Here is a 24,138-nt window from a genome sequence, read left to right as displayed (position 1 = left end):
ATGCCTCTAATGGTAGGGGCTTCGTATGGATTTTGACGGCTTATACCAACGGTCATGATCAATGACCGTTGGACCGCTCTTGAATTTTCGCTCTCGCTTTGAAAAAGCGAAAATTCAAGAAAGGAACCAAAAGTCGTTCTTTACGACCTTTGGTATTATGGTCGCGTCAGCGTTAAATTGATCCTTTCAGGGCGTGAAGCATTGGACTTGTTCAACCCACGCGCCCGATGCTCAGGACCCATGATTTCTGGTTTTGCCTCACAGGTCTTTGCCTTTCCGCGCGCCGCGCCTTAAACCTGTTACACTTAGCGTTCCTCACTCCTTCATGTGTCTCGTTCATGCGCCTTTCTCGTTATTTTCTGCCCATCCTGCGTGAAAACCCCAAGGAAGCCGAGATCGTCTCGCATCGGCTCATGCTGCGGGCTGGCATGATCCGCCAGGAGGCGGCCGGTATTTATGCCTGGCTGCCGCTTGGTTTCCGGGTGTTGCAAAAGGTTGAGCAGATCGTGCGGGAGGAAATGGACCGCGCCGGTGCCATCGAGCTTTTGATGCCAACGCTGCAGCTTGCCGACCTTTGGCGTGAGACCGGGCGCTATGACGCCTATGGGCCGGAAATGCTGCGTATCAAGGATCGGCATGAGCGCGAATTGCTCTATGGGCCGACCAATGAGGATATGATCACCGAGATTTTCCGCGCCTATGTGCGCTCCTATCGTGATCTGCCCAAAATTCTCTATCATATCCAATGGAAATTCCGCGACGAGCAGCGCCCTCGTTTCGGGGTCATGCGCGGCCGCGAATTTCTGATGAAGGACGCCTATTCCTTCGATCTCGATGAAGAGGGCGCGCGGCTTTCCTACAATAAAATGTTCGTTGCCTATCTGCGCATCTATAAGCGCATGGGCCTGACCGCCATTCCGATGCGGGCCGAGACCGGACCGATCGGCGGCGATCTCAGCCATGAGTTCATCATTCTTGCGGATACGGGCGAATCGGCGGTCTTCTGTAACAAAGATGTGCTCGATCTTCCCATCCCCGATGAACATACCGATTATGATGGTGACCTGTCGCCGATCATCAAACAATGGACGAGCCTTTATGCCGCCACGGAAGATGTGCATGATGCCGCTCGTTTCGAGAGCGAGACGCCGCCCGAGAAACGGATTGAACGCCGTGGCATCGAGGTTGGGCAAGTGTTTTATTTCGGCGAAAAATATTCGAAGCCCATGCGATCCCTGATCACCGGGCCGGATGGCAGCGAGAAACCGTTCCAGGGCGGTTCCTATGGCGTCGGCGTGTCGCGCCTCGTCGGCGCGATTATCGAGGCAAGCCATGACGAAGCCGGTATCATCTGGCCGGAGGCCGTCGCACCGTTCACGGTCGGGCTTGCCAATCTCAAGGTCGGCGATGCCGCGACTGATGCGGCCTGCGCGGAAATTTATGAACGCCTCGAGGCGCTTGGCGTCGATGTGCTTTATGATGATACCGACGATCGTCCGGGCGGCAAATTCGCCAAGCTTGATCTGATTGGTTTGCCCTATCAGATCATCGTCGGACCCAAGGGTCTTGCCGAGGGCAAGATCGAGATGAAGACGCGCGCGACGGGCGCACGGGAAAATCTATCGATTGCCGCAGTCATCGAACGGTTTACGACGTGACCCAGACAAGACAAGAGTCGCCCCGGCAAGAACAGGAGAATGTATATCGCGAGGGCACCGCAGGGGCCACGCGTCCTTTCGCGCCCTTCGAGTGGATGATCGCCTTGCGTTACCTGCGCGCACGCCGCTCGCAGGGATTCGTTTCGGTCATTGCCGGCTTTTCCTTTCTCGGCATTACACTTGGCGTGGCGACGCTCATCGTCGTCATGTCAGTGATGAATGGATTCCACAAGGAATTGCTCGACAAGATCGTCGGTATCAACGGCCATATCTTTCTCCAGGCGACGGAATCGCCCCTGACCGATTATGAATCCGTTGTCCACCAGATCGATGGCCTGCCGGGCATCGAACTCGCGCTTCCCCTCGTCGAGGCGCCGGCGGCGGCCTCGACCACCAATATGGCCTTTGCCCTTGTGCGCGGCATCCGTGAGGTTGATCTGAAACGCCTGCCAGGCATTGCTGGCCATGTGACGCTCGGGACATTGGACGGGTTCGATAAAGCGGGGGGTGTCGTCATCGGCCAGAGGCTCGCGGAGAATCTTGGGCTCGGCCTTGGCGACAAGATCAAGCTTCTGACCGCCAATGGCACGCAGACGCCCTTTGGTGTGACGCCCCGCAGCAAGGTCTATACGGTTACGGGCATTTTCCAGATCGGCATGGCTGAATTCGACAATCTCTTCGTCTATCTTCCCTTGCCGGAGGCACAGGCCTTCTTCAACAAGGAGGGCGAGGCGAGTGTTATCGAAATTTTCCTGACGGATCCTGATCGGATTGATGCCGCGCGCCACGTGCTGCAAGACCATATCACCCGGCCGATGATCATGACCGATTGGCGTGAGCGTAACCGCACCTTCTTTGACGCGCTGAATGTCGAACGCAATGTCATGTTCATCATTCTGACGCTCATCGTGCTCGTCGCGGCCTTGAACATCATTTCCGGCCTGATCATGCTGGTGAAGGACAAGGGACGCGATATTGCGATCCTGCGGACCATGGGCGTGACTCGCGGTGGCGTCATGCGGATCTTTCTCATCACCGGCGCCTCGATTGGCATCGTTGGAACCTTTGCAGGCTTCCTGTTGGGCCTGCTCGTCGCCAGCAATGTCGAGGCGATCCGCCAGATGTTGAACCGTCTGCTCGACGCCAATCTGTTTCCCGCCGAGATCTATTTTCTGTCACGCTTGCCGTCCGTGGTCGATCCCGGTGATGTCTTTTCGGTGGTCGCGCTGACGCTCGTTCTCTCCGTGCTTGCCACGCTCTATCCGTCCTGGCGGGCGGCGCGTCTCGACCCGGTCGAAGCCTTGCGTTACGAATGATCATGAGCACTCCGGCCCTGTATCTTCATAAGGTTGAAAGGCGTTTCCAGGAGGCCGGTGAGCCTCTGGAAATCCTGCGCGGTGCGGAATTCAGCCTTTGGGCCGGCCAATCGGTCGCGCTTGTTGCTCCCTCCGGCGCCGGCAAATCGACATTGCTTCATATTGCCGGACTGCTGGAGCGTCCCGATGCGGGCGACGTGCTGGTGGAAGGTCAATGTACGCGGCAAATGAATGACGCCGCACGCACGGCGCTCCGCCGTAACAGCATCGGCTTTGTCTATCAGTTTCATCATCTGCTGCCGGAATTTTCGGCCCTGGAAAATATCATGTTGCCGCAGATGATCCGCGGCTTGACACGAGCGGAAGCGCAGGGCAGGGCAGAGCAATTACTCGACTATCTTGGCCTCAAGGCGCGAGGCCGGCATCGTCCCTCCGAATTATCGGGTGGCGAACAACAGCGCGTCGCGATAGCGCGCGCTGTCGCCAATGGCCCCAGCGTTTTGCTGGCGGATGAACCGACCGGCAATCTCGATCCCAAAACCGCCGATCACGTCTTCGCGGCCTTGACAGCCCTCGTCCAAGCGACTGGCCTTGCCGCACTCATCGCGACCCATAATATGGACCTCGCCGCGCGTATGGACCGGCGTGTAACTCTGCGCGGCGGGCTGATCGTGGAATTGGCTTAAGGGTCCGACTAGTAGACCATGCTCAGGACGATATGAACTTCGAGGTTCACTTCAGGATTTGTAGAGCGACTTCAGGTTTTCATGCAGCTTCATCGCCAAGGGCGAGGCTGCGTAGGTATCCGTCACGATCTCAATATACACACCAGTCTCTGCATGTTTGGCTTTCGCAAGCACGGCATCCAGTTCGGCGCATGTGGTCACCCGCGCCGTCAACCAGCCATCGCAGCCAAGTGCGTGCGGGAGTTCGCTATAGCGCCATGGCGCAATGTCATTATAGGCAATTTCCGGATTTTTGCAGAGCAGCCGCTCGATCAGATAACCGTTATTGTTGAGCACGAAAACAATGGGTTTGAGACCGAGATGACCAAAGAGACCAATTTCCGTCGCGGTCATCTGATGTGAGCCATCGCCTGTCACCAGGACGACCCGGCGGCCGGGCGCGGCAATAGCGGCGCCGACCGCTGCGGGTGTGGCCCAGCCGATCGAGCCCCAAAGCGTCTGGTTGTAAAAGGTGGCCCCCTTCGGCATGCGGGCGAAGCCGAGCCCCATGGATGCCGTACCGGTTTCGGCGACCAATATGTCGCCGGGAGAGAGAAAATCCGCCCAGCGCGGATAAAGCGCATCAACACCAATAGGGTCGTCACCCGAGCCTTTTGCCGCGCCAAGCGAGGGGGCGCTCATGCGCTTCCAGCCGCGGTGTGGCACATTCTCCGCCAGAGCGCGCAGAATGTCACCCATTTCGACATCGATATAGGTCTTGCCATCGCACAGCACATTGTGATGGGCAATCGTGATCGTCCGCGCCGGATCGAGACGGGCAGTAAAGGCACCGCTATTGAGATCGGACATGAGTGTGCCGATTGTGAGCACACAATCGGCATCTTCAACGAATTGGCGGACGTCATCGTTCATCAACGCACCATCATACATGCCGACGAAGGCTGGCTGATGCTCGTCGAGGACGGATTTATCCATGAACATTGTCGCGAAGGGCAGGCCGGAACGGTCGATGATGTTCTGCATCGTCCGTTGCAATCCGCAGCGATGGATTAAATTGCCCGGCAGAACACAGGCCGTTTCCGCTTTCTCGAGAGCGCTCAGAATGGCCGTTGTGGCTTGCGCGAGATGATCGGGATTGCTGCGTGGTGCGGCGAGGGGTTCGGCTGTGCCGAGCACGGGCTGCTCGGCGAGATCGGCAGGAAAGGCCATATAGACCGGACGCCGATGAAACAGGGCCTCGGCGATCAGCCGCTCCGTCTCGAAAGCAACATTCTGCGGCGTCATGACAGCATAAGCGCAGACGACTAATTCCGTCATACGTCGAAACAGATCATATTCGCCATTGCCCAAAGTATGATGCATCGGCGCGCGGGCCGATTGAATCGCCATGGAGGGTGTGCCGACGAGATGAAAAATGGGCAGATGTTCAGCATAGGCCCCGGCCACGCCGTTCAACGCACTCAATTCACCGACGCCATAAGTGGTGCACAAAGCCGCGACCCCTTTGACGCGAGCATAACCGTCGGCGGCATAGGCGGCGTTCAGTTCATTTGAACAGCCGATCCAGCGAATGTGGGGATCATTGCAGATGGCATCGTTCACGGGAAAGGAATAGTCGCCCGGTACACCGAATATGTCCGAAATCCCGATGGCTTTCAGCCGTTCGAGAACGAATTGGATTACGGTCATTGTCATTGCAACCTCTCGACAGATTCGAGACGCTCCGCTCAAACATCAAAGGGGTAAGCGGAAAGCCCTGCAGGAGGATCTGCAGGCTTTTGACAATAGACTCCAACCGGCAAAGGTTTCCTATCGGCAGGGCTCTTTCTTTCGATCAGTCCACGCTGTCTCTCAGGCCGAAAACCCTTCAAATACAATTTGATCGGCAAAGCGGCTGGCGAGGTCTCTTTGCTCTTGTGTGCGCACTGTCCAGGTCATCACCGGCATGCCTATGCCATGGCGGCAGAGGATCGGCACAGCATGGGGCAGATCCTTGACGTTCCAGGAGAGAAAATCGGGATGCAGTGCGGGATAGGCGGTCAAAGCCATCAGATCGACGCGCATGTCGCCAGTCAATTCCGGCCAGTCCCAGACAGTGTAGAAGGCTTCCGCGACGAGGCCAATCGGCCTTTCGATGTTGTGGGTGCGCAAGTATAAAAGCGGGGCTGGATCGAAACTTTTAATGGCGAGGGGGCCGCTATAGGAGGCAACACAGGCGAGGGCCGTCTCGGCCAGACGCGTGTTGCCATCGAAGCCACTTTTGATCTCGATGATCAGGGGCACTTGGCCCGCGACGAGCGCCAGCAGATCTTGCAAGGCGGGAATGGTTTCAGAGCTGTCACGAAAGCGCAAACCCGTGAGGGCTTGCCGTGAGAGCGTGTCGAGCCGGCCTTGGGCGTTTGTCAGACGTTCCAAAGTGTCATCGTGAAAGACGATCGCTTCGCCGTCACTGCTCAATTGTATGTCGCATTCGATGGCATAATTGCCGGCGATGGCGGCGCGGGCGGCGGCGAGCGAATTTTCCACGCGGCCCGCATTGTCGTTATGCAGGCCGCGATGCGCAATCGGCCGCGCGGTGAGCCAGGATGGGGCGAGGACCATCAAACGATCTCGAAAAGCGCCTCGACCTCGACGGCCGAATCGAGCGGCAGTTCAGCGACACCGATTGTCGAACGCGCATGCCGGCCTTTATCGCCCAAAACCTCCACGAACAAATCGGATGCGCCATTCATCACCGGCGCGATGGCGGAAAAGCCGGGTGCTACATTGATGAAACCACCGAGCCGCAGGCAACGGCTGATGCGTTCGAGATCACCCAAAGCCGCCTTGGCCTGCGCCAGCAGATTGATGGCGCAAACACGCGCCGCGGCTTTGCCGTCCTCGCTTGAAACCGTGCTACCGACCTTGCCCTTATGGGACGGAGCAATCGTGCCATCGGCCTGAAAGGCAACCTGACCTGAAATGATCAAAAGCTTATCGGAAATGACGAAAGGCACATAATTGGCGACAGGCGCGGCCGGCGTCGGCAAAACGATGCCAAGAGCTTTGAGGCGGGTTTCGATTTCATTCATGATCCAGCTCCGAAAAAGCTTCAGCGGATAGATTGTTGCAAGGGCGGGAGGCAAATTCTAGAGTACGGGTTCGTGATCACATGCACCTGCCTGAGTCTTAAGCGTTCATCAGGCAGGCACCGCCAGGAAGGCAAAGTCAATGTCGAAACCTTCCGTCCGCCCGCGATTTCTGCCCCGCGCCTTTGTAGTGCGCGCCTTCGTGGTGGCTGCCGCTTGTGGCCTGGGGAGCACCGCGCTTTGGGCCGCCCCGAACCAGGCGACGACGCCTGCGGCACCGCAAAAAGTGGGCGTGGACCAGAACATCCCGCTCGCGGCGCATCGCGCCATTTATGATCTGACTTTGCTGCGGTCCACAGGCGCCAAAAGCCCGGTCTCCGCACAAGGGCGGATCGCCTTCGATTTTACCGGTTCGGCCTGCGAAGGCTATGTGCAGAATTTCCGGCAATTGACGGAGTTGCAGCCTGCCGAGGGGCCGACGCGCGTCTCCGACATGCGCTCGGCGACCTTCGAGGATGGGGACGGACGTAATTTCACCTTCAAGATCCAGACGACGAATGATCAGGGTCCGGGAGATCTGGTGGATGGAAAAGCACGCCGGGCGACCTCTGGCCCGGTGCTGGTCGATCTGACCAAACCGAAGAAAACCAAGTTCGATCTCGCTGCTGATGCCGTCTTTCCGACTGAGCATTTGCGGTTGATTCTCCAGGCTGCCAAGGCCGGTGAGCACTTGCTGCAGGTCAATGTCTATGACGGGTCGGAGAAGGGCGATAAATTATTCGAGACGACGACCATTATCGGCAATGTGATCGAGAAGCCCGCCACTGAAACGGCGGTCAAGATCCCGGCCTTGGAAGGCTTACGTCGCTGGCCGGTCTCGATCAGCTATTTCGAAAATGCCCGCAAGGACGAAAATCCGGCCTATAAGCTCGCCTTCGATCTCTATGAGAACGGCATTTCCCGTGCCTTGAGGCTCGATTATGGGGATTTCGTTCTTTCGGGCGAACTGTCGAGCCTTGAACTTTTGCCGCAACAAGCCTGCGCGAAATGAAAGCGGCGGTATCGGCTTCAGTCAGCCGGCCACGCTGAAAAGAATTTCACGGAAAGGTTTTGTTCAAGCATTTTCACGGCGTCGATTTTGCTCATAATGCGCCGCGAGTGGAGGCATTATGAGCGATCCTGTTATTCTGACTGAACAACAAGGTGCCTGCGGCATCATCACCTTGAACCGGCCGAAGGCGCTGAACGCGCTCGATACGGAAACGATCCTGGTCTTCAATCAAGCCCTCGACACATTGGAGAGGGAGTCCGGCGTCAAAACAGTCGTGGTCCGTGGTGCGGGTGGAAAAGCCTTTTGCGCCGGCGGCGATATGAAATTCATCTATGAACTCGGCAAGGCCGGGCGTCACGCCGAGCAATTGGATTTCTTTCGTCTCGAATACCAGCTCAACCATCGCATCGCGCGCTTCCCCAAGCCCTATGTCTCGCTGCTCGAAGGCATTGTGATGGGGGGAGGCGCTGGCATTTCCTTGCACGCGCCGCATCGCGTGGCGGGCGAAAATTTCCTCTTCGCCATGCCGGAAACAGCCATTGGCTTCATCCCCGATGTCGGCGCCACTTACTTCCTGCCCCGTCTTCCAGGCAAGCTCGGCGCTTATCTCGCCATGACGGGCGCGCGCCTTGGCTGTGGCGATGGGGTGGCTTTTGGGCTCGCGACGGCCTTCATTCCCGTAGCCCAGCATGAGGCCCTGATTGCCAAACTCGCGGCAGGCGAGGAGGCCGGCGCGGCTATCGCGATCCTCAATGCACCGGCACCAGAGCCTGAACTGTTCAAACTGAAACATTTCGTCGATGGTTGTTTCGGCGCGCCGACTGTCGCCGATGTTCTCGAGGAAATCGACGAGGCCGGCTATGGCGGCCTGATGTTCGCCATGAATACTTACGATCTGATCCGGACACGATCGCCGCTCAGTGTCACCATCGCGCTGAAACTCGCGCAGATGGGACAGAAGCTCGATCTGGAGGAGGCGTTACGGACAGAATTCCGTGTTGTCAGCCATATTTTGCGGAGCGCCGATTTCTACGAAGGTGTGCGTGCGGTTCTTGTGGACAAGGATCACAAGCCGAATTGGTCGTACAAGGACATCGAGGCCTTAAAACCTGCCGATGTCGAGCCCTATTTCGCGGCCTTGCCCGAGGGTGAGGCGGATCTGACCTTCGCTGTCGAGGCCTAGGGCTTATGGTGAATGGGCCGCGCCAACGGGTCTGGCCACGTTTGACGTGGCTTCGGGAGCCACATTTGCGCCTGGCGACGCGGCCGATCGAATCCGACGCCGCGATCTCACTGACAGAGAAACAAGGCTCGGAAGCGCGATCGACACCCTGGAGTATGCTGCTCGTCGTCTTTATGCGGCTTCTGGCCATGATTTGGATGGCGCAAGGTCTGGCGCAATGGGCCACGGTTTTGGTGCCGAGTGCGCCCGCATTCGATCACGAGAGTTGGATTTTTGGCGCGGGAGTCATCTTCTTTGCGGTTTTTGATCTCATGGCGGCGGTCGGCCTCTGGCTCGCGACGCCCTGGGGCGGAGTGTTGTGGCTGCTTGCAGCGCTCGCCCAGATTTGCATGGCCCTGTTGGTGCGGCCATTCTTTTCGCTTCTTTGGGTTGGCGCCAATCTGTTTCTGATCTGCCTCTATTTCATCCTGACATGGTTTGCCGGTCAGGCCGAGAGCGCAGACTGAAGCGGTGACTGCGCCATCGGCAGGTTCGAGGATGCCCGAGCTATCGCTGGCATCCTCTTGTCTGTTTTGGCTTTGCCCTCAACCGGCTTTTGGTTGCAGCCGCGCGATCAGGCTCGATGTATCCCAACGTGACCCGCCGAGTTTCTCGACTTCGGCATAGAATTGATCGACCAAAGCCGAGACCGGCAGGCTCGCGCCATTATTGCGGGCCTCGGCGAGGCAGATCGAAAGATCCTTGCGCATCCATTGCACGGCGAAACCGAAATCGAACTTGCCGTCCAGCATGGTTTTATAACGGTTCTCCATCTGCCAGGATTGCGCCGCGCCTTTCGAAATCACATCGATGACAGCCGCGCCGTCGAGCCCGGCGCATTGCGCGAAATGCAATCCCTCGGAAAGAGCCTGAACCAGTCCGGCGATGCAGATCTGGTTGACCATCTTGGTCAATTGGCCTGATCCGGCCGGTCCCATGAGGCGGCAGGATTTAGCATAGGCCTTGATGACCTTTTCGGCCTCCGCATAGGGTTTTTCATCGCCGCCGCACATGACCGTCAGGGCACCATTTTCAGCCCCCGCTTGACCACCCGAAACGGGCGCATCGATAAAATGTTTGCCTTCTTTAGTGGCAATGGCGGCAAGCTCACGCGCGACCGAGGCGGAAGCCGTGGTGTGATCGACGAAAAGCGCGCCGACGGGCAGGGTCGAAAAGGCGCCGTTCTCGCCAATCGTGATCATCCGCACGTCATCGTCATTGCCGACACAGGAAAAAACAATCTCCTGGCCCGCCGCCGCCGCCCCTGGCGTCGCGGCCGTTTTGCCGCCGAATTGAGTCGCCCATTTTTCGGCTTTCGCCGCACTGCGATTATAGACGGTGACCTCGTGACCGTGTTTCACGAGATGGCCGGCCATGGGATAACCCATGACGCCGAGACCGAGAAAAGCGACTTTTGCCATTGGACGTCCTCTTATGTTCATGCGCTTCGACGTATCGGTATCGCGCGCATTTGAATTGTTCTTAGGGAGCGTGATCGAGCTGAAGCGCTCCCCCGCTGATACTTTCCCAATGGTTCAATTGATCGCATAAGGGAAATAACGTTCGCGTATCTTGGTAAATGTACCGTCCTTGTTGATGTCCTCGAGCGCTTGATCGAACTGCCGCTTGAGTTCCTTATCCTCTTTACGCAGGCCGATGCCGATGCCTTCGCCAAGATAAGCGGCATCATGAGGCAGTTCTCCCAAAATGGCGGTATTTTGCGCCTCGCGCCGGTTTTTCAGGAAATCGCTGATATCGGCTTTGTTGCCGAGGACGAGGTCGATGCGGCCCTCGCCCAGATCTAGGATGGCTTCTTCCAGGCTGGCATAGGTCTGAATTTGCGAATGGTCGAAATGATCTTCGGCATAGGCTTGATAGAGGCTGTTTGCTTCGACGCCGAGTTTCTTGCCAGTGAGGCCCTTGGGGCTCGTGTCAGGAAGTTTCTCTTCACGATTGCCGAGGAGAGCCATGGGCATGCGCACATAGGGCTCGCTGAAGGCAATCTTTTCCTTGGCGGCGTCACTGATGTCCAAGGCCGCCATGATTGCGTCATAGCGATGATCGAGAAGACCAGGAATCAGATTATCCCAATCCTGCGGAACGAAACGGCAAACCCTGTTCATGCGTTTGCAGAGTTCCTGGCCAAGATCGATCTCGAAACCGGCTAATTCGTTATTTTCGAGATAATTATAAGGCGGCCGCGCGCCTTCGCTGGCGATCCTCAATTCCGGACCAGGGGTGTCCGTAGCGCGGCAGGGCGACGACATGAGGACAATGGCGAGGAAAGAATAAACGAGGAAACGGGTGAGAACCCCGGTTCCCAGGCCCTCCTGGTGACGGCGGATCAAGGTATGAAGCGAGAAGGGAAAATCTATCTGCATCTTGGGTAGCATGCTCTCGGGCCGCGCAGTTTTGGGCCGGATGGCAGGATCGATCGGTTTTCTTGTGCAGCCATCATATGATCCTTGGGCGGACAATCGACGATCCTTCGACGGAATTTTCATGCGGGCAAGGGATTTGCGGGCGGGACGTTGAGCATAGGATTGCTTCGAGACTATTTGCTGAAAGTGGAAATCACTTTCACGAAAAATACCTTAGAATAAATTTAATAAGCTAGCTGGAATTCCATCCCATGAACCCGTTATAGGGCCTGTCTTTGGCTCATGCGTTCGGCTCGTGACTTCTCGAATCCGTATAGCCATGGCGTGCCTCTTGCTTCGTTAAAGCTGGGCAGATACGCGCTAAGCCCTGTGTTGAAGACCTCGAAAGGGATGCCTATAAGGCGCCGATCGATCTCCGCAATATCGCGTGCAAAGCAGATTGGTTCTCCAATTCGGTCTCGGTCATTTTCAACTCGGCCGACCGAACAGATCAGAACTCGACGAGGGAGCGAGTCAGAATGGTCAGCGATCAAGACGTTCTCAACGCGCTCGGGACGGTCCTCGGACCGGATGGAAAAACGCCGCTGCCTCAATCGGGCGCCATTGCTGGCCTCTCGATCAAGGATGATAAAGTTTATCTTTCGATCGCGATCGATCCGCAACAGGCAGGCGCATTAGAACCCATGCGCGCGGCCGCCGAAGCCGTAGTCAAGAAACTCAAGGGCGTTGGCAATGCCTTGGTGAGCTTGACGGCAGAGAAACAGACGCCGCCGCCCGCGCCACCCAAGCCGCAGGCGCCCCGTAGCATTGCCATTCCGGGCATTACTCACATTATCGCGGTATCCTCCGGCAAAGGTGGCGTCGGTAAATCGACCACCTCCGTGAATATCGCTCTGGCGCTCGCCTCGCTCGGCTGGAAAGTCGGCATTCTCGATGCCGATATTTATGGCCCCTCGCTGCCACGCCTGCTCGGTCTTAAAGGCCAACCCGAATCGGAAGGGCGCTTCATGAAGCCCCTGGAGGCTTTTGGCATAAAGGCGATTTCCATCGGTTTCATGGTCGATGAAGAAGAACCGATGGTTTGGCGCGGTCCCATGGTCATGGCCGCCGTCCAGCAATTGCTCCGCGATGTCACTTGGGGCGAGCTCGATTGCCTCGTGGTGGATATGCCCCCCGGCACTGGCGATGCGCAATTGACCCTGGCGCAGAATGTCCCGCTGGCTGGCGCGGTCGTCGTTTCAACGCCGCAGGATCTTGCCTTGATCGATGCGCGGCGCGGCATTGCCATGTTTAACAAGGTCGATGTGCCGGTGCTCGGTATTGTCGAAAATATGAGCTATTTCCTTTGCCCCCATTGTGGTGGGCGCTCGGATATTTTCGCGCATGGCGGCGCGAGGGCGGAGGCCGAACGTCTCGGCGTGCCTTTCCTCGGCGAGGTCCCGCTGCATATGACGATCCGTGAACGCGCCGATTCGGGCAAGCCGGTCGTCGTCTCTGAACCGGACAGCCCCTATGCCAAGGTCTATCTGGATATTGCCGGACAGATCAAAGCCATGCTTGAAAAAGGCCGGCAGCGCGTCGCACCGAAGATCGTGATCGAATAAGAGAAGCGATCGATTTCCAAACCTTTGAAGCGCAGTCATGGTACCAACGGTCATAATAGATGACCGTTGGACTGCTCTTGAATTTTCGCTCTCGCTTTGAAAAAGCGAAAATTCAAGAAAGGAACCAAAGGTCGTTTCTTTACGACCTTTGGTATGACACATGGATGCGCTTTTCTTTTTAGCCGCCGGTCATGCTCATGTGGCGCGACACGGCGGGCATGGCATGGTGTCGATCAATATCGAAGTCATGGCCTTTCGGCTTGCGCGCTATGGCTTCGTCGAGGGCTTGGTGCAAAAGCTCGTCGGAAACAGCGGCCCGTAAAGGCGTGCGGAGATCGGCGGCATCTTCCTGGCCGAGGCACATATAAATCGTGCCGGTGCAGGTGACGCGGACGCGATTGCAGCCCTCGCAGAAATTATGCGTCAGAGGAGTAATGAAGCCGAGCCGTCCCCCGGTTTCTCCAACCTCGACATAACGGGCCGGACCGCCGGTCTTGTAAGCGATATCGCGCAAGGTGAAGCGGGATTCGAGGGCGGTCCGCACACGAGTCAGGGGCAAATATTGGTCGGCTCGATCCGTCTCGATGACTCCCATGGGCATGACTTCGATCAGGGTCAGATCCATGCCCTGGCCATGCGCCCATTCCAGCATGGGGACGATTTCGTGCTCATTGACGCCTTGCAGAGCAACCATGTTGATTTTGATCTTGAGACCCGCAGCACGGGCCGCCTCGATCCCCCTCAGAACCTCGGCATGATCGCCCCAGCGGGTCACGGAACGATAGCGATCCGCGTCCAATGTATCGAGCGAGACGTTAATGCGGCGGATGCCGCAGGCCGCGAGATCCTCGGCATAGCGGGCAAGCTGCGACCCATTGGTGGTCAGGGTCAATTCCGACAAGGCACCGGATTTCAAATGGCGCGAAAGAGCCCGGAACAAGCTCAGAATATTACGCCGGATCAGGGGTTCGCCACCAGTGATGCGCAAGGTTTTGACACCACGCGCGATGAAGGCCGAGCAGAGCCGATCGAGTTCTTCGAGGGTGAGTAATTGTTCCTTTGGCAGAAAGTGCATATCTTCCGCCATGCAATAAGTGCAACGCATGTCGCAGCGATCGGTCACGGAGACGCGCACATAACTGATGTGGCGGCCGAAGGGATCGACGAGGGGCGGTAAACCCGTTTCCAGACGGGCTGGTTCGGATTTTGCGTCTTGCGGCAGAATAAGCGTCATGCTCTTTCATATAGCCCAATATCGCATGACGGATAAGGGCTTAACAAAGACGTGTAGAGAGAATTCCGTGGTGAAGAACCACGGCCGAGAAACTCGAGGCAGGACGGCGCAAGCATGAGCGATCAGGAAGGGCAATGGCCGCGCGAATTGCGGCTGAAGGACAATGGCAAGACCTTGTCGATCAGCTTCGAAAATGGCGCCAGTTATGATCTCTCGGCCGAATATCTTCGCGTCATGAGCCCTAGCGCGGAAGTACAAGGCCACAGCCCGGAAGAGAGGGTCACGGTCGGCGGCAAGGAAAAATGTTTCATCATCGGCGTTGAGCCAGTGGGAACCTACGCCGTGCGCCTGACCTTCGACGACATGCATTCCACGGGCATTTATTCGTGGAATTTCCTCTACGAGCTCGGCAGCCAGCACGAAGAGAAATGGAATTTTTATATCGCGGAGCTGGCCAGCAAGGGACTCACGCGCGATCGTCCTGGTCAACTTTGAAGGGTACGGACTCGTCCATGCTGTCCAATCGATGATTGGCATCGATTGGACAGTTTTCAAAGCTTCTCTTCAGTCAGCGTTGAACGATGACCCGTGTGCCGACTTTGACCCGGCTGTAAAGGTCGGTCACATCTTCGTTGGTCATGCGAATACAGCCGGAAGAGACGGCCTGACCAATGGTTTCGGGTTCGTTTGAACCATGAATGCGGTAGAGTGTACCGCCGATATAGAGGGCCCGCGCTCCGAGCGGATTATCGGGACCGCCCGGCATGAAACGAGGCAAGTCGGGTCTGCGGCGCAGCATTTGCGCGGGGGGCGTCCAGGATGGCCATTCGCGTTTCATCGCGACCGTTTTGACACCATGCCATTCGAAGCCGGGCCGGCCGACACCGATTCCGTAGCGGATCGCCTGATTATTCGGAAGCACATAGTAAAGCCGGCGCTCGTCCGTGGAGACCACGATCGTTCCTGGGGCGTAACGTGTCGAATAGGATACTGTCTCACGGGCGGGAGCCACAGCCTGCGGCCGGCCTTCCATCCTCGAATTGCTGTAATTTTGACCATCTGGCACGGGTTGCCCGTTGAGGTCATATTCATAGGCCAGCGCCTGAAACGAGATAGCCATCCCGAACAGAAGCGCGGCACTGGTAAGGACCAAGCGCGAACGAAACATGTGGATCATCCCTGATCAGGCTTCGCAATGCGCGAAGAATCTTACCACTGAGGGGAAAGAGAGACTATCATAATCCTGCCATAATAGCGCCTTGGCAATCTTTTCCGCACTGCAACATAGGAGGGAGAAAAGATTTCCTCTTCCTGTGTTCTATCAGCAACATGAATGGGCAATAGGCGCTTGAAAGGAATTGGTTTTCCTTGGCGTCATTTCGGGAGGTGTCAGGCCCGTTGCGATTGAACTGGGCGCCTAAGCGTCATTGATGTTCCGCATCCTGCGCAGCCTGACCAGGGCCAGGGTGTGAAGGAGATTGTTGGAACATTCTGGAATTCGTTTTCCTTTCATGGGAGATGAGTTTTTGTGTTCAACCTCTTGTTATGTCCACCATTCAAAGGACTCGCAGGCTCATGGGAATTTTCCATAAGTTCGCCTATGATGCTTGTGTGAGGCCGATGTCACGATGCCGGTTCGGTTTCCAGCGTGAGGCGTGAAGTAACCATGCAATTTCCTTTTCCTATCGCAACGGCTTGCGCGATTTTCTTCACGATCTGGTTTATCGCTCTCTTTGCCGTTTTGCCGTTTGGCGTTCGGTCGCAGCACGAGACGGGTGACGTTGTGCCGGGAACGGACCCAGGCGCGCCGGTCGCGCTGCATTTTTGGTCTAAAATATTTTGGACGACAGTGTTGGCCTGTGTCGTTTTCGGCATTGTCGTCGCCATTGCCCATTTTGAGGCCTGAGGCCGGACCGCCAGAACCCGCGCCTTTCGAGAGGATCAAGAGGAAGAAACTGTAAATCCTGCGATTGATCGCCTCCTTCTATTGACCCCTGGCCACGATGAGGTTACTCCCGAGGCATCCTAAGGGAGCGCGTAGCTCAGTCGGTAGAGCATCTGACTTTTAATCAGAGGGTCATGGGTTCGAATCCCATCGCGCTCACCAATAAATTCAATGGTTTATTGGTGATAGAGGATTGCCATTCTGACACGTCTCAGAGGGCTATTCTGACAAGTTGCCGCGTTTTGTTCTCGCGTAGCGTCGTTTTTGGCTCCCTCGATTCGTTGTTTGGCGGTCTCTTGCGCATAGATCAAGAATGCGCTTGAAACGCTTCTGCTTCTGTCACGCGCTGATTGCAAAATCCCCAACGATGAGTGCCAAGCGTAACGCTTGGCCTGTGCTGTAGCGATCCTTGATGATCGAATATTGGCCTTCCAAAAGGACATCTGATTCAATCGTGCGGCAAAACGAGTCTTTGCTCCTGCCTTTTGAAACACAACGGATCATCGAGCCCTTCGCGGACGGGGCCGTCCTCTTGCGCGCCGAAGTCCTTGACAAAGCAGAGGGTCTTTTGGAAGAGGTGAGGGCTATAGCCCATGCGGCTCCTTTTCGGCGCATGGTGACGCCGGGCGGTTTCACCATGTCGGTCGCCATGACCAATTGTGGCGATACGGGGTGGATCACCGATCGGCGGGGCTATCGCTATGGGGCCATAGACCCCGAAAGCGGTCACCAATGGCCAGCCATGCCCGCTTTGTTCAGAGCCGTGGCCGTGACAGCGGCGGAGAGAGCTGGGTACGTCGGTTTCGAGCCGGATGCCTGCCTCATCAATCGTTATGAACCCGGCAGCCGCATGTCATTGCATCAAGATAAGAACGAGAGAGATTTTGCGCAGCCGATCGTTTCCGTCTCGCTTGGGCTGTTGGCGACTTTCCAATTTGGAGGCGCCACGCGGAAGGACCCAGTCCGTAAAATTTTTCTCGACCATGCGGATGTCGTGGTTTGGGGTGGCGCCTCGCGACTGAACCACCACGGCGTGTTGACACTGAAAAACGGGTGGCATCCGAGCACAGGTCGGGTGCGGTATAATCTCACATTCCGGAAAGCGCTCTAAATTCACAGAATTGAGTATGTCATAGAATCTTTAATTCTTGACGTGCTATATATTAATAGATATAGAATACGGGCGAAACGAGAATGCTGGCCTTGATGAGCGGGCATTTGGAAGCCTGATGGCGGCGCAATCCATTTCAGCCACAGCGGATCCCGTTTCGCGACGAAGCCCGTCAGCAACTCATGTTTTCATGCGGACCGAAGAGTCCGCTCGGTCCTTGAGAGGAGTGAACCATGCCGATTCTCGATGTCGCCAATCCTCTCTCCTTTTTTAAGGGCATGAACGGCACTTTTGCCGATGTGATCATGGTTGAACGGGACAAGGATGATTTTCTGGAAAAGCTTCTGCCCAAGGCTTTCACGACCTTCGATCTGTCCGTCGATGCTTGTGCGCAAGGCATGGGGGCTTTGGCATGCCGGGGTGGCTGCGCAAGCTGTTGTACGATTCGGGTGGCTGCCACCGCGCCGGAAATTCTGCATATAGCCCGGCATCTGCGGGCATTGAGCGAAACGCAGGACAAAGCGACCTGGACTCAGGATTTGCTGCAAAGGCTGCATGAAGCCAATGATACGACACATGGGCTGGGGGAACAGGACCGCATGGAACAGGGCGTGGTCTGTCCCTTCATCGAAGAGGGTCTCTGTGTGATCTATGCCCAAAGACCGCTTGCTTGCCGGGGCCATGCTTCCTTCTCCGAGAAAGCCTGCGTCGAAGCGCTGAATGGCGAGGAGATCGCCGTACCCGTTTCTTCGCTGCATTTGACCGTGCGCAGCCTCATTCAGAATTCTCTGCAATCGGCGCTCCGCGATGCCGATCTCGGATGGGGTATCTATGAGTTGAATCAAGCCCTGGAAATTGCCTTGAAACAGCCGGATATCGAAGCCGAATGGCTGGCTGGGAAGGATGTTTTCGCTTCGGCCATGATTATGGATGTCAGCCCGGACGAAATGGCTGAAACCTTCGAGGCGATCAAGGCCATGGCGGCGTGACCTGATACGGCCGGTTATCAAGCAAGAATGCCCTTGCGCGCTTGTGGATTGACCGAAACGAAAGAGCCTATAGATGGCTTTTTGTTTTGGTCTCTGCATGGCATTGTGCTGCATGCACAACAGAATTTTCTTCACGGTATCGGATCATGATCGGCACCGCCTCGAAATGATCGATGCTGTCTGGCGCACCGCTACAACATCAGTCAGCCAACTGTGTCGAGGATTGTGGCACAGCATCGGACAGCAACTTCCCAAGCGATGCTATAAAATGAGGGCGAGTCCAAGATTATCTATCGCGCTTTTCGCGGCCTTGAATATTGGTGTTACGATTGCGGCCAAAGCTGAGGCGACAGACTGGCGTGATGCGGAAACGCTGAAACAACCAATTCGTGAAGCCGATCGTCGAGGAGACTTTGAAAATGCCACCAACGCTGCTGAGAAGTGCGTGACGATCACAAGAGGCGCGCGAACCGAATCCAAGAGCGCGCCAGGTGACTACTACTGCATGTATTATCTCAGCTCAGCCCTCAGAAATGGCAGAGGTGTGCCTCGTGACGAAAGACGTGCTTTCCTCCTTCTTAACGACCTCGTAGCGACATACCGTGATGACGATGCGGCATTAGACTTGGCCGAAGCGTATTTAGACGGAGCGGGCACGTCCCGTGATCCCGTCGAGGCAGGTGTTATTTTTTGGCGAGTTAAGCACGGTGCCTGGTCGATCTATAGCGACTACTGGGGGATGTGCAATAACTGCGAAGAGTTTTGGGCTCATGAAAAGGTCGTCGGTGAAAGGATCGAGCGAGAACTTACCACCACAGAGAAAAAACAGGCTAACACGATTGGAGCTGCACGCTTTCCCGAAATAGCAGCGCGCGTAACGTACAGAGACGTGCAGATAGAGGTCGCCACGGCGGTCTTGATCGCAGCAACTGGTAGCCTGCTTTGGTTGTTTTTCCGCTCTTTGAAGTGGTTTTTCCGCTCTTTGAAGCTTAATGTGCGGTTACCTAGATTTGGCGGCTGGTAACAAACCCGAAAGGGGTTATCCCTTCGGGTTTGAGGTTCTTGAGTCCTGCGCGTAACTCCGAACGCCTCAATCCCAAAATGGTCTTCATTTGAGAATTGAGCCTGTTGCCGCTTAACTCTGATCGGCCGGGGATTGCTCGATATCAGAGCGCTGACGCCTTTGGTGGAAAGCAGGCCGAGGCCGCGTGCCTTTCGAGAGGGATGCCGCTGGCCTGTTTTGCCGCTGAGGTCTTTGTTCGTTGGCGCGTGTGTCGCCATCACCTCTACGCTCCTGATTTCCCGGCCGTGAGAAGCGTCCAGATGGGCGATCTCGGGAAGGGTCCAGTGAGCGATCTTGGGAGCGATCTTGGCGACAGGTTTCCCCATAGGCTGGGCGGCGATCCGAATGCTGCCGCGCAGCCGGGGAAATCTCCCCATTTTGCAAGCTGCTGCGGCGGTCTTCGACGGGAAGATTGAGACGGGTGAGTTTTTCGATATTGCGCAAATAATCCCGCTCTGTTCCGTCGCATAAGGAAATGGCAATGCCCTCCGCTCCGGCGCGGGCGGTGCGGCCAATACGGTGAACATAGCTTTCGGGAACTTCCGGCAATTCATAATTGACGACGTGAGTGACGCCATCGATATCGATGCCCCGCGCGGCTATATCGGTCGCAACCAGCGCCCGGACATGGCCAGAGCGGAAGGCGAGGAGTGATCGTTCACGCTGGCTCTGGCTCTTGTTGCCGTGGATCGCAAAAGCGGGAATGCCAGCCTTTTCGAGATGCTGGGTGACTTTATCGGCGCCGCGCTTGGTGCGCGTGAAGACAATGGTGCGCGTCATCATCGCGTCGCCGAATAATTCGATGAGAATATCACGTTTGCGATGCGTCTCCACGAACACAACTTGTTGCCGCACACGATCGGCGGTCTTGGCGACTGGCGTCACGGAAACCGTGACCGGGTCTTTCAATAGATCCGTGGCAAGCTTGCGAATTTCTCCAGGCATGGTCGCGGAAAAGAACAGGCTTTGGCGTTTAGCCGGCAGGGTTCCAACGATACGCCGTATCGGCTTGACGAAGCCGAGATCGAGCATCTGATCAACTTCATCGAGAACGAAGAATTCCGTCTTGCCGAGATGGGCAACACCGGAATCGATGTGGTCTACGAGCCGTCCAGGTGTCGCGACAAGAATGTCGAGGCCGCGCTGCAAAGCCTTGATCTGAGCGCCAGGCGATACGCCACCGAAAACAACGGCGACAGAAAGGGCATGGGATTGCCCGAGTGTCCGGAAGGTCTCGGCGATCTGACTTGCAAGCTCCCGTGTCGGGCTCAATACGAGGACGCGCGCGCCACCACGCGGGGCGGGTGTCGGATGGGTGATGAGCGCGTGCAGGATCGGAAGGGCGAAAGCGGCGGTCTTGCCGGTTCCTGTCTGAGCAATGCCGATGAGATCGCGGCCCTCCAGGATTGCCGGAATGGCTTGTGCCTGGATTGGGGTAGGTCGGGTGAAACCTTGTTTTGCCAATGTGTCGAGAAGGGATGAGGCAAGGCCAAGGCCGCGAAAATCAGTCAAAGAAAGTCCTTTCCGAGGACGAAGGCGGGAGGAGATGAGCGGGTCGATCTTGGTCAGGCGCCGCCCGAAACGGGAGGGAATGGATTGAATTTTAAAGCCTAAGGCATGTCATCGGTCTCAAATGTGAGATCATGCCGCTAAAGTGTTGGCCCGAAATGGACCCGTGTTCTGATAAAAAATCGATCGGTTTTCACAAAGGCCAAAAGAGCCCTTTTGCTATAACGATGAGTATGAGGCTTTTTGACAGCAGCCCCATGACATTGTCAAGCAAAAGCTCTTTCTAAAGGGCAGGGCGGCCAAGGAAAAAGGCTTCATTTCAACCAAGTAACCTTGATCATGGCGGCATGATAGAAGCCGGGCTTTGTTTTGACGATTGGCTCGATACTTTAAAAAATGAGTAAAAAAAACGGAGCGCCCCTAGGAGCGCTCCGTGAAAATGGACGGATTTGGAAGGAAGCAGGCCGTTCCAGGACCATTTTCAAAGGGCTGGCGCGGTCCGTATCTGGAAAGAATGCTCAGACGTCGTAACTGTCATCATCGCCGGAATTATCGTAATCCCCACCGTAATCGGAGGCATTTTGCGTATCTTCGGGATAATGATCCCCGTCTTGCCAGGAATCGGCCTGTTGGTAAGGAGCGTCCGATCCATAATAATTATTGATAATGGTTTCGCCGCCGCCTTGGTTCTCGCCGAGCCCAGCCGATGATCCAAGGCCGCCGGTGCCGAGATTGCCTAAGCCCGAACCAATGCCGAGATTAGAATTATGGCCACCAAAGAGGCCTTTGATCGAATCAGCCAGCAGCACGCCACCCGCGACACCGGCCGCCGCACCCAGCGCACCCTTCAAGAATCCACCGCCTTGCCCCGGCCCTAAATTTGGAGGCGGAGCCGCACCCCAGGGGCCAGCTTGCGGCGGTTGTGCGTAACCTGGCTGTTGCGACCAGCCAGCCTGCGAAGGCTGCGGGGCCTGCGCCTGCGGTGGCCGTCCCCAAGGGCTGGGATTATTGGGGCCGGGATTGTTGTTGGGAGCGCCCGGGTAGGGCGGGGGCGGGTTGCTGGGGCGAGGCGGGACGCCACCGCCAAACAGCGAGCCCAAGCCGGAGAGGAAGCCGCCACTTTGGGCCGGTTGCTGCTCGACCTGCTGCTTTAGCGCCTGAACCTCGGCTTCCAATTGTTGCAGCCGCTCGTTGGCGGCACTCAAGGCCTGTTCCTGAACGAGAACGGTTTGCGCCATGAGATAAGGCGCATAGGGCTGCACCTTGACGGCTTCCGCGATGAGTGTCTCAGCTTCCCGGTCACGCGGATTATTCGCGACGGTTTTAATCCGGTCGAACAAGCCGGTCAGCAATTGGCGTTCTTCAGGTGACATCCTGTTCTCCCATGAAAGCTGCGGCGTCACGGCCCGCAACGGGTTCGAATTGTATCTCTGCCGGATCAAGTCGATGCGACGATCGAGGAGACGCGCGCTGGCAGAATATGGGGGCTGTCCAAGATGGCTCCAAGGGTTGGTTAAGGGGACCCACGATCGCGGGCGCTTGACGGCTTGCTTTCAAAGGATTTTGCTTCATCAGCACCTTAACGCTGGCGGCGGAGCCAAAATCCGCTTTCTTGTTAAATCCGGTGCGTTTTCAGAACCCTAGATCATCTTGCCCCAAACCGTTTCATCGAGGTGGCACTTGCCCCTTGCGTGAAGGGCACGTAAGAGCAGGCGCAAATCTCTGCCTGCGTTAAATTTACTTCATGAGGCTTTCCTCGAAATGACCGCCCCGAAAACCCCCCCCCGCGCGAGTGCTAAACTGCCGCGGGGCCTGATCGACCGTGGCCCCGCGGCTCTTGCGGCGACGGATAAGATGCTCGCGACGATCAAAGCCTCTTATGAACTCTATGGGTTCGAGGCGGTGGAAACGCCCTTCATTGAATATACGGAGGCCTTGGGCAAGTTTCTGCCCGATCTCGACCGGCCTAACGAAGGCGTCTTTTCGTTCAAGGATGACGACGAGCAATGGCTGTCTTTGCGTTATGATCTGACGGCGCCGCTTGCCCGTTATGTCGCCGAGCATTTTGATCAATTGCCAAAGCCCTATCGGTCTTATCGGGCGGGCTATGTGTTTCGTAATGAAAAGCCGGGTCCCGGCCGTTTCCGTCAATTCATGCAATTCGATGCCGATACGGTCGGCGCCGCTTCCGTTGCCGCCGATGCCGAAATCTGCATGATGGCGGCGCAAACCCTGGAAAAGCTTGGCATTAAACGCGGCGATTATCTTATCAAGGTCAATAATCGCAAAGTGCTTGATGGGGTTATGGAAGCGATTGGCCTTGGCGGCGATGAGAATGCGGGGCGGCGCCTGACGGTTTTAAGGGCGATCGATAAATTCGACCGGCTCGGCCACGAAGGGGTTAGCCTGTTGCTGGGCGCTGGCCGCAAGGACGAATCGGGAGATTTCACCAAGGGCGCCGGCCTTGATGCTACGCAGATCGCCCAGGTCTTCGCTCTTCTCGAAGCAGGCGGAAAGGACAATGCCGAAACCGTCGCGCGTTTTGCTGAGGTTTTCGCCTCGACGCCGCGTGGGCAGGAAGGCACGGCCGAACTGAAAACCATCGCCGAGCTCGTCGAAGCCGCAGGCTTTGCCGATCGCATCCGCATCGACCCGGCTGTGGTGCGTGGCCTTGAATATTACACTGGCCCCGTTTTTGAGGCCGAATTGACCTTCGAGGTGCAGGACGACGAGGGCCGGCCGATCCGCTTCGGTTCGGTCGGCGGCGGTGGCCGCTATGATGGACTCGTGGGACGGTTCAGGGGCGAGGACGTGCCTGCCACCGGCTTTTCGATCGGCGTTTCGCGCCTGTTTTCAGCTTTGACAGCCATCAAATCGCCGATCGTGACAAGCAGCATGCAACGGGGACCTGTGGTCGTCCTGGTTCTCGATAAGGATCACGTCGCCCGTTACCAGGGTTTCGTCACGGCATTGCGCGAGGCCGGCATCCGCTCTGAGCTTTATCTCGGCAGTTCCGGTATGAATGCGCAATTGAAATATGCCGACAAGCGCGGCTCTCTCTGCGGCATCATTCAAGGCTCGAACGAGCGCGACCATGCCGATGGCCCGCAGGTGACGATTCGCGATTTGGCGCTCGGCGCCGAATTGGCCGCCTCCAGCAAGGATCGCGCGGATTATCTCGAATTGCGCGCCAAGGCGCAATTTGCGGTGCCCGAGAGCGAATTGGTCGCGGCGGTGCGCGAAGTGCTCGCGCGGCACGGATAATTAACGGATTAATCCGAGAACTTATCTCCATCTTTGA

Annotated in this window: 22 protein-coding genes and 1 tRNA gene; 14 read left to right on the top strand and 9 right to left on the bottom strand. The window is 56.7% G+C overall.

The window, feature by feature from the left end:
• The first annotated feature begins 338 nt into the window (after positions 1–338).
• Genes proS through BIND_RS09095 form a run of 3 tightly spaced genes read left to right on the top strand, consistent with a single transcriptional unit; the run spans position 339 to position 3,660 of the window.
• Positions 339–1,658, top strand: coding sequence for a proline--tRNA ligase (proS, locus tag BIND_RS09105; protein WP_012384782.1), 1,320 nt, complete (start codon positions 339–341; stop codon positions 1,656–1,658).
• Positions 1,655–2,974: a lipoprotein-releasing ABC transporter permease subunit gene (locus tag BIND_RS09100; protein WP_012384781.1), complete on the top strand. Its 1,320-nt coding sequence runs from the start codon at positions 1,655–1,657 to the stop codon at positions 2,972–2,974. The genes proS and BIND_RS09100 overlap by 4 nt, the downstream gene beginning before the upstream one ends.
• Positions 2,971–3,660, top strand: a complete 690-nt coding sequence (locus BIND_RS09095; RefSeq protein ID WP_012384780.1) for an ABC transporter ATP-binding protein — start codon at positions 2,971–2,973, stop codon at positions 3,658–3,660. Before BIND_RS09100 ends, BIND_RS09095 begins: the two co-directional genes overlap by 4 nt.
• 51 nt (positions 3,661–3,711) lie before the next feature.
• Here BIND_RS09095 and BIND_RS09090 read toward each other — a convergent pair whose 3' ends face one another.
• The 3 genes from BIND_RS09090 to BIND_RS09080 form a co-directional block, all read right to left on the bottom strand.
• Positions 3,712–5,355 (bottom strand): alpha-keto acid decarboxylase family protein, encoded by a 1,644-nt coding sequence (locus BIND_RS09090; RefSeq protein WP_012384779.1) that lies wholly within the window; start codon positions 5,353–5,355, stop codon positions 3,712–3,714.
• Positions 5,356–5,511: 156 nt separating this feature from the next.
• The gene (locus BIND_RS09085; protein WP_012384778.1) at positions 5,512–6,261 is read right to left on the bottom strand and encodes a glycerophosphodiester phosphodiesterase family protein; all 750 of its coding nucleotides are present in this window, start codon (positions 6,259–6,261) and stop codon (positions 5,512–5,514) included.
• Positions 6,261–6,731: a RidA family protein gene (locus BIND_RS09080; RefSeq protein WP_012384777.1), complete on the bottom strand. Its 471-nt coding sequence runs from the start codon at positions 6,729–6,731 to the stop codon at positions 6,261–6,263. Before BIND_RS09080 ends, BIND_RS09085 begins: the two co-directional genes overlap by 1 nt.
• Before the next feature lie 139 nt (positions 6,732–6,870).
• Here BIND_RS09080 and BIND_RS09075 point away from each other — a divergent pair, with 139 nt between their 5' ends.
• The 3 genes from BIND_RS09075 (at position 6,871) to BIND_RS09065 (ending at position 9,468) form a co-directional block, all read left to right on the top strand.
• Positions 6,871–7,779 (top strand): cell envelope integrity EipB family protein, encoded by a 909-nt coding sequence (locus tag BIND_RS09075; RefSeq protein WP_012384776.1) that lies wholly within the window; start codon positions 6,871–6,873, stop codon positions 7,777–7,779.
• 118 nt (positions 7,780–7,897) lie between these two features.
• Positions 7,898–8,962, top strand: coding sequence for an enoyl-CoA hydratase/isomerase family protein (locus tag BIND_RS09070; RefSeq protein WP_012384775.1), 1,065 nt, complete (start codon positions 7,898–7,900; stop codon positions 8,960–8,962).
• 65 nt (positions 8,963–9,027) lie between these two features.
• On the top strand, positions 9,028–9,468 hold the full coding sequence (locus BIND_RS09065; protein ID WP_148210598.1) for a DUF6163 family protein: 441 nt from the start codon (positions 9,028–9,030) through the stop codon (positions 9,466–9,468).
• 78 nt (positions 9,469–9,546) lie between these two features.
• On the opposite strand, the gene BIND_RS09060 is transcribed toward BIND_RS09065, so the two are convergent.
• Both BIND_RS09060 and BIND_RS09055 read right to left on the bottom strand, forming a co-directional pair.
• A complete protein-coding gene (locus tag BIND_RS09060) occupies positions 9,547–10,422 on the bottom strand; it encodes an NAD(P)-dependent oxidoreductase (RefSeq protein ID WP_012384773.1) in 876 nt (291 codons plus the stop codon).
• A gap of 114 nt (positions 10,423–10,536) precedes the next feature.
• Positions 10,537–11,382: a transporter substrate-binding domain-containing protein gene (locus BIND_RS09055; protein ID WP_012384772.1), complete on the bottom strand. Its 846-nt coding sequence runs from the start codon at positions 11,380–11,382 to the stop codon at positions 10,537–10,539.
• A 518-nt stretch (positions 11,383–11,900) separates the two neighbouring features.
• On the opposite strand from BIND_RS09055, the gene apbC reads away from it, so the two are divergent.
• Positions 11,901–12,986, top strand: a complete 1,086-nt coding sequence (gene apbC, locus BIND_RS09050; RefSeq protein WP_012384771.1) for an iron-sulfur cluster carrier protein ApbC — start codon at positions 11,901–11,903, stop codon at positions 12,984–12,986.
• A 178-nt stretch (positions 12,987–13,164) separates the two neighbouring features.
• Here apbC and moaA read toward each other — a convergent pair whose 3' ends face one another.
• Positions 13,165–14,220: a GTP 3',8-cyclase MoaA gene (moaA, locus tag BIND_RS09045; RefSeq protein ID WP_012384770.1), complete on the bottom strand. Its 1,056-nt coding sequence runs from the start codon at positions 14,218–14,220 to the stop codon at positions 13,165–13,167.
• Between the two features lie 114 nt (positions 14,221–14,334).
• Between moaA and BIND_RS09040 the strand changes: the two genes are divergently transcribed.
• The gene (locus BIND_RS09040; RefSeq protein WP_012384769.1) at positions 14,335–14,715 is read left to right on the top strand and encodes a gamma-butyrobetaine hydroxylase family protein; all 381 of its coding nucleotides are present in this window, start codon (positions 14,335–14,337) and stop codon (positions 14,713–14,715) included.
• A gap of 73 nt (positions 14,716–14,788) precedes the next feature.
• Here the strand turns inward: BIND_RS09040 and BIND_RS09035 are convergent, their stop codons facing one another.
• Entirely contained in the window at positions 14,789–15,388 is a 600-nt protein-coding gene (locus tag BIND_RS09035; protein ID WP_012384768.1) for a L,D-transpeptidase, read from the bottom strand.
• A gap of 498 nt (positions 15,389–15,886) precedes the next feature.
• Here BIND_RS09035 and BIND_RS09030 point away from each other — a divergent pair, with 498 nt between their 5' ends.
• The 5 genes from BIND_RS09030 to BIND_RS09010 all read left to right on the top strand — a co-directional run bounded on the left by BIND_RS09030 (position 15,887) and on the right by BIND_RS09010 (position 19,289).
• A complete protein-coding gene (locus BIND_RS09030; RefSeq protein ID WP_012384767.1) occupies positions 15,887–16,126 on the top strand; it encodes a DUF1467 family protein in 240 nt (79 codons plus the stop codon).
• 125 nt (positions 16,127–16,251) lie between these two features.
• Positions 16,252–16,327 (top strand) — tRNA-Lys (locus BIND_RS09025).
• Positions 16,328–16,577: 250 nt separating this feature from the next.
• Positions 16,578–17,276: a DNA oxidative demethylase AlkB gene (gene alkB / locus BIND_RS09020; protein ID WP_012384766.1), complete on the top strand. Its 699-nt coding sequence runs from the start codon at positions 16,578–16,580 to the stop codon at positions 17,274–17,276.
• Between the two features lie 233 nt (positions 17,277–17,509).
• Positions 17,510–18,265, top strand: coding sequence for a YkgJ family cysteine cluster protein (locus tag BIND_RS09015; protein ID WP_012384765.1), 756 nt, complete (start codon positions 17,510–17,512; stop codon positions 18,263–18,265).
• A 73-nt stretch (positions 18,266–18,338) separates the two neighbouring features.
• Positions 18,339–19,289, top strand: coding sequence for an SEL1-like repeat protein (locus BIND_RS09010; RefSeq protein ID WP_012384764.1), 951 nt, complete (start codon positions 18,339–18,341; stop codon positions 19,287–19,289).
• A 111-nt stretch (positions 19,290–19,400) separates the two neighbouring features.
• Here BIND_RS09010 and BIND_RS09005 read toward each other — a convergent pair whose 3' ends face one another.
• The gene (locus BIND_RS09005; RefSeq protein WP_012384763.1) at positions 19,401–20,840 is read right to left on the bottom strand and encodes a DEAD/DEAH box helicase; all 1,440 of its coding nucleotides are present in this window, start codon (positions 20,838–20,840) and stop codon (positions 19,401–19,403) included.
• A gap of 515 nt (positions 20,841–21,355) precedes the next feature.
• Positions 21,356–22,210: a DUF2076 domain-containing protein gene (locus BIND_RS09000; RefSeq protein ID WP_012384762.1), complete on the bottom strand. Its 855-nt coding sequence runs from the start codon at positions 22,208–22,210 to the stop codon at positions 21,356–21,358.
• Between the two features lie 388 nt (positions 22,211–22,598).
• Between BIND_RS09000 and hisS the strand changes: the two genes are divergently transcribed.
• Positions 22,599–24,101: a histidine--tRNA ligase gene (hisS, locus tag BIND_RS08995; RefSeq protein WP_012384761.1), complete on the top strand. Its 1,503-nt coding sequence runs from the start codon at positions 22,599–22,601 to the stop codon at positions 24,099–24,101.
• The last annotated feature ends 37 nt before the right edge of the window (positions 24,102–24,138 follow it).

It is taken from the genome of Beijerinckia indica subsp. indica ATCC 9039 (genome assembly GCF_000019845.1).
Classification (GTDB): Bacteria; Pseudomonadota; Alphaproteobacteria; order Rhizobiales; family Beijerinckiaceae; genus Beijerinckia; species Beijerinckia indica.
The sequence above is the reverse complement of the archived record's forward strand: the minus strand, read 5'-3'. Positions and strand labels throughout refer to the sequence as shown.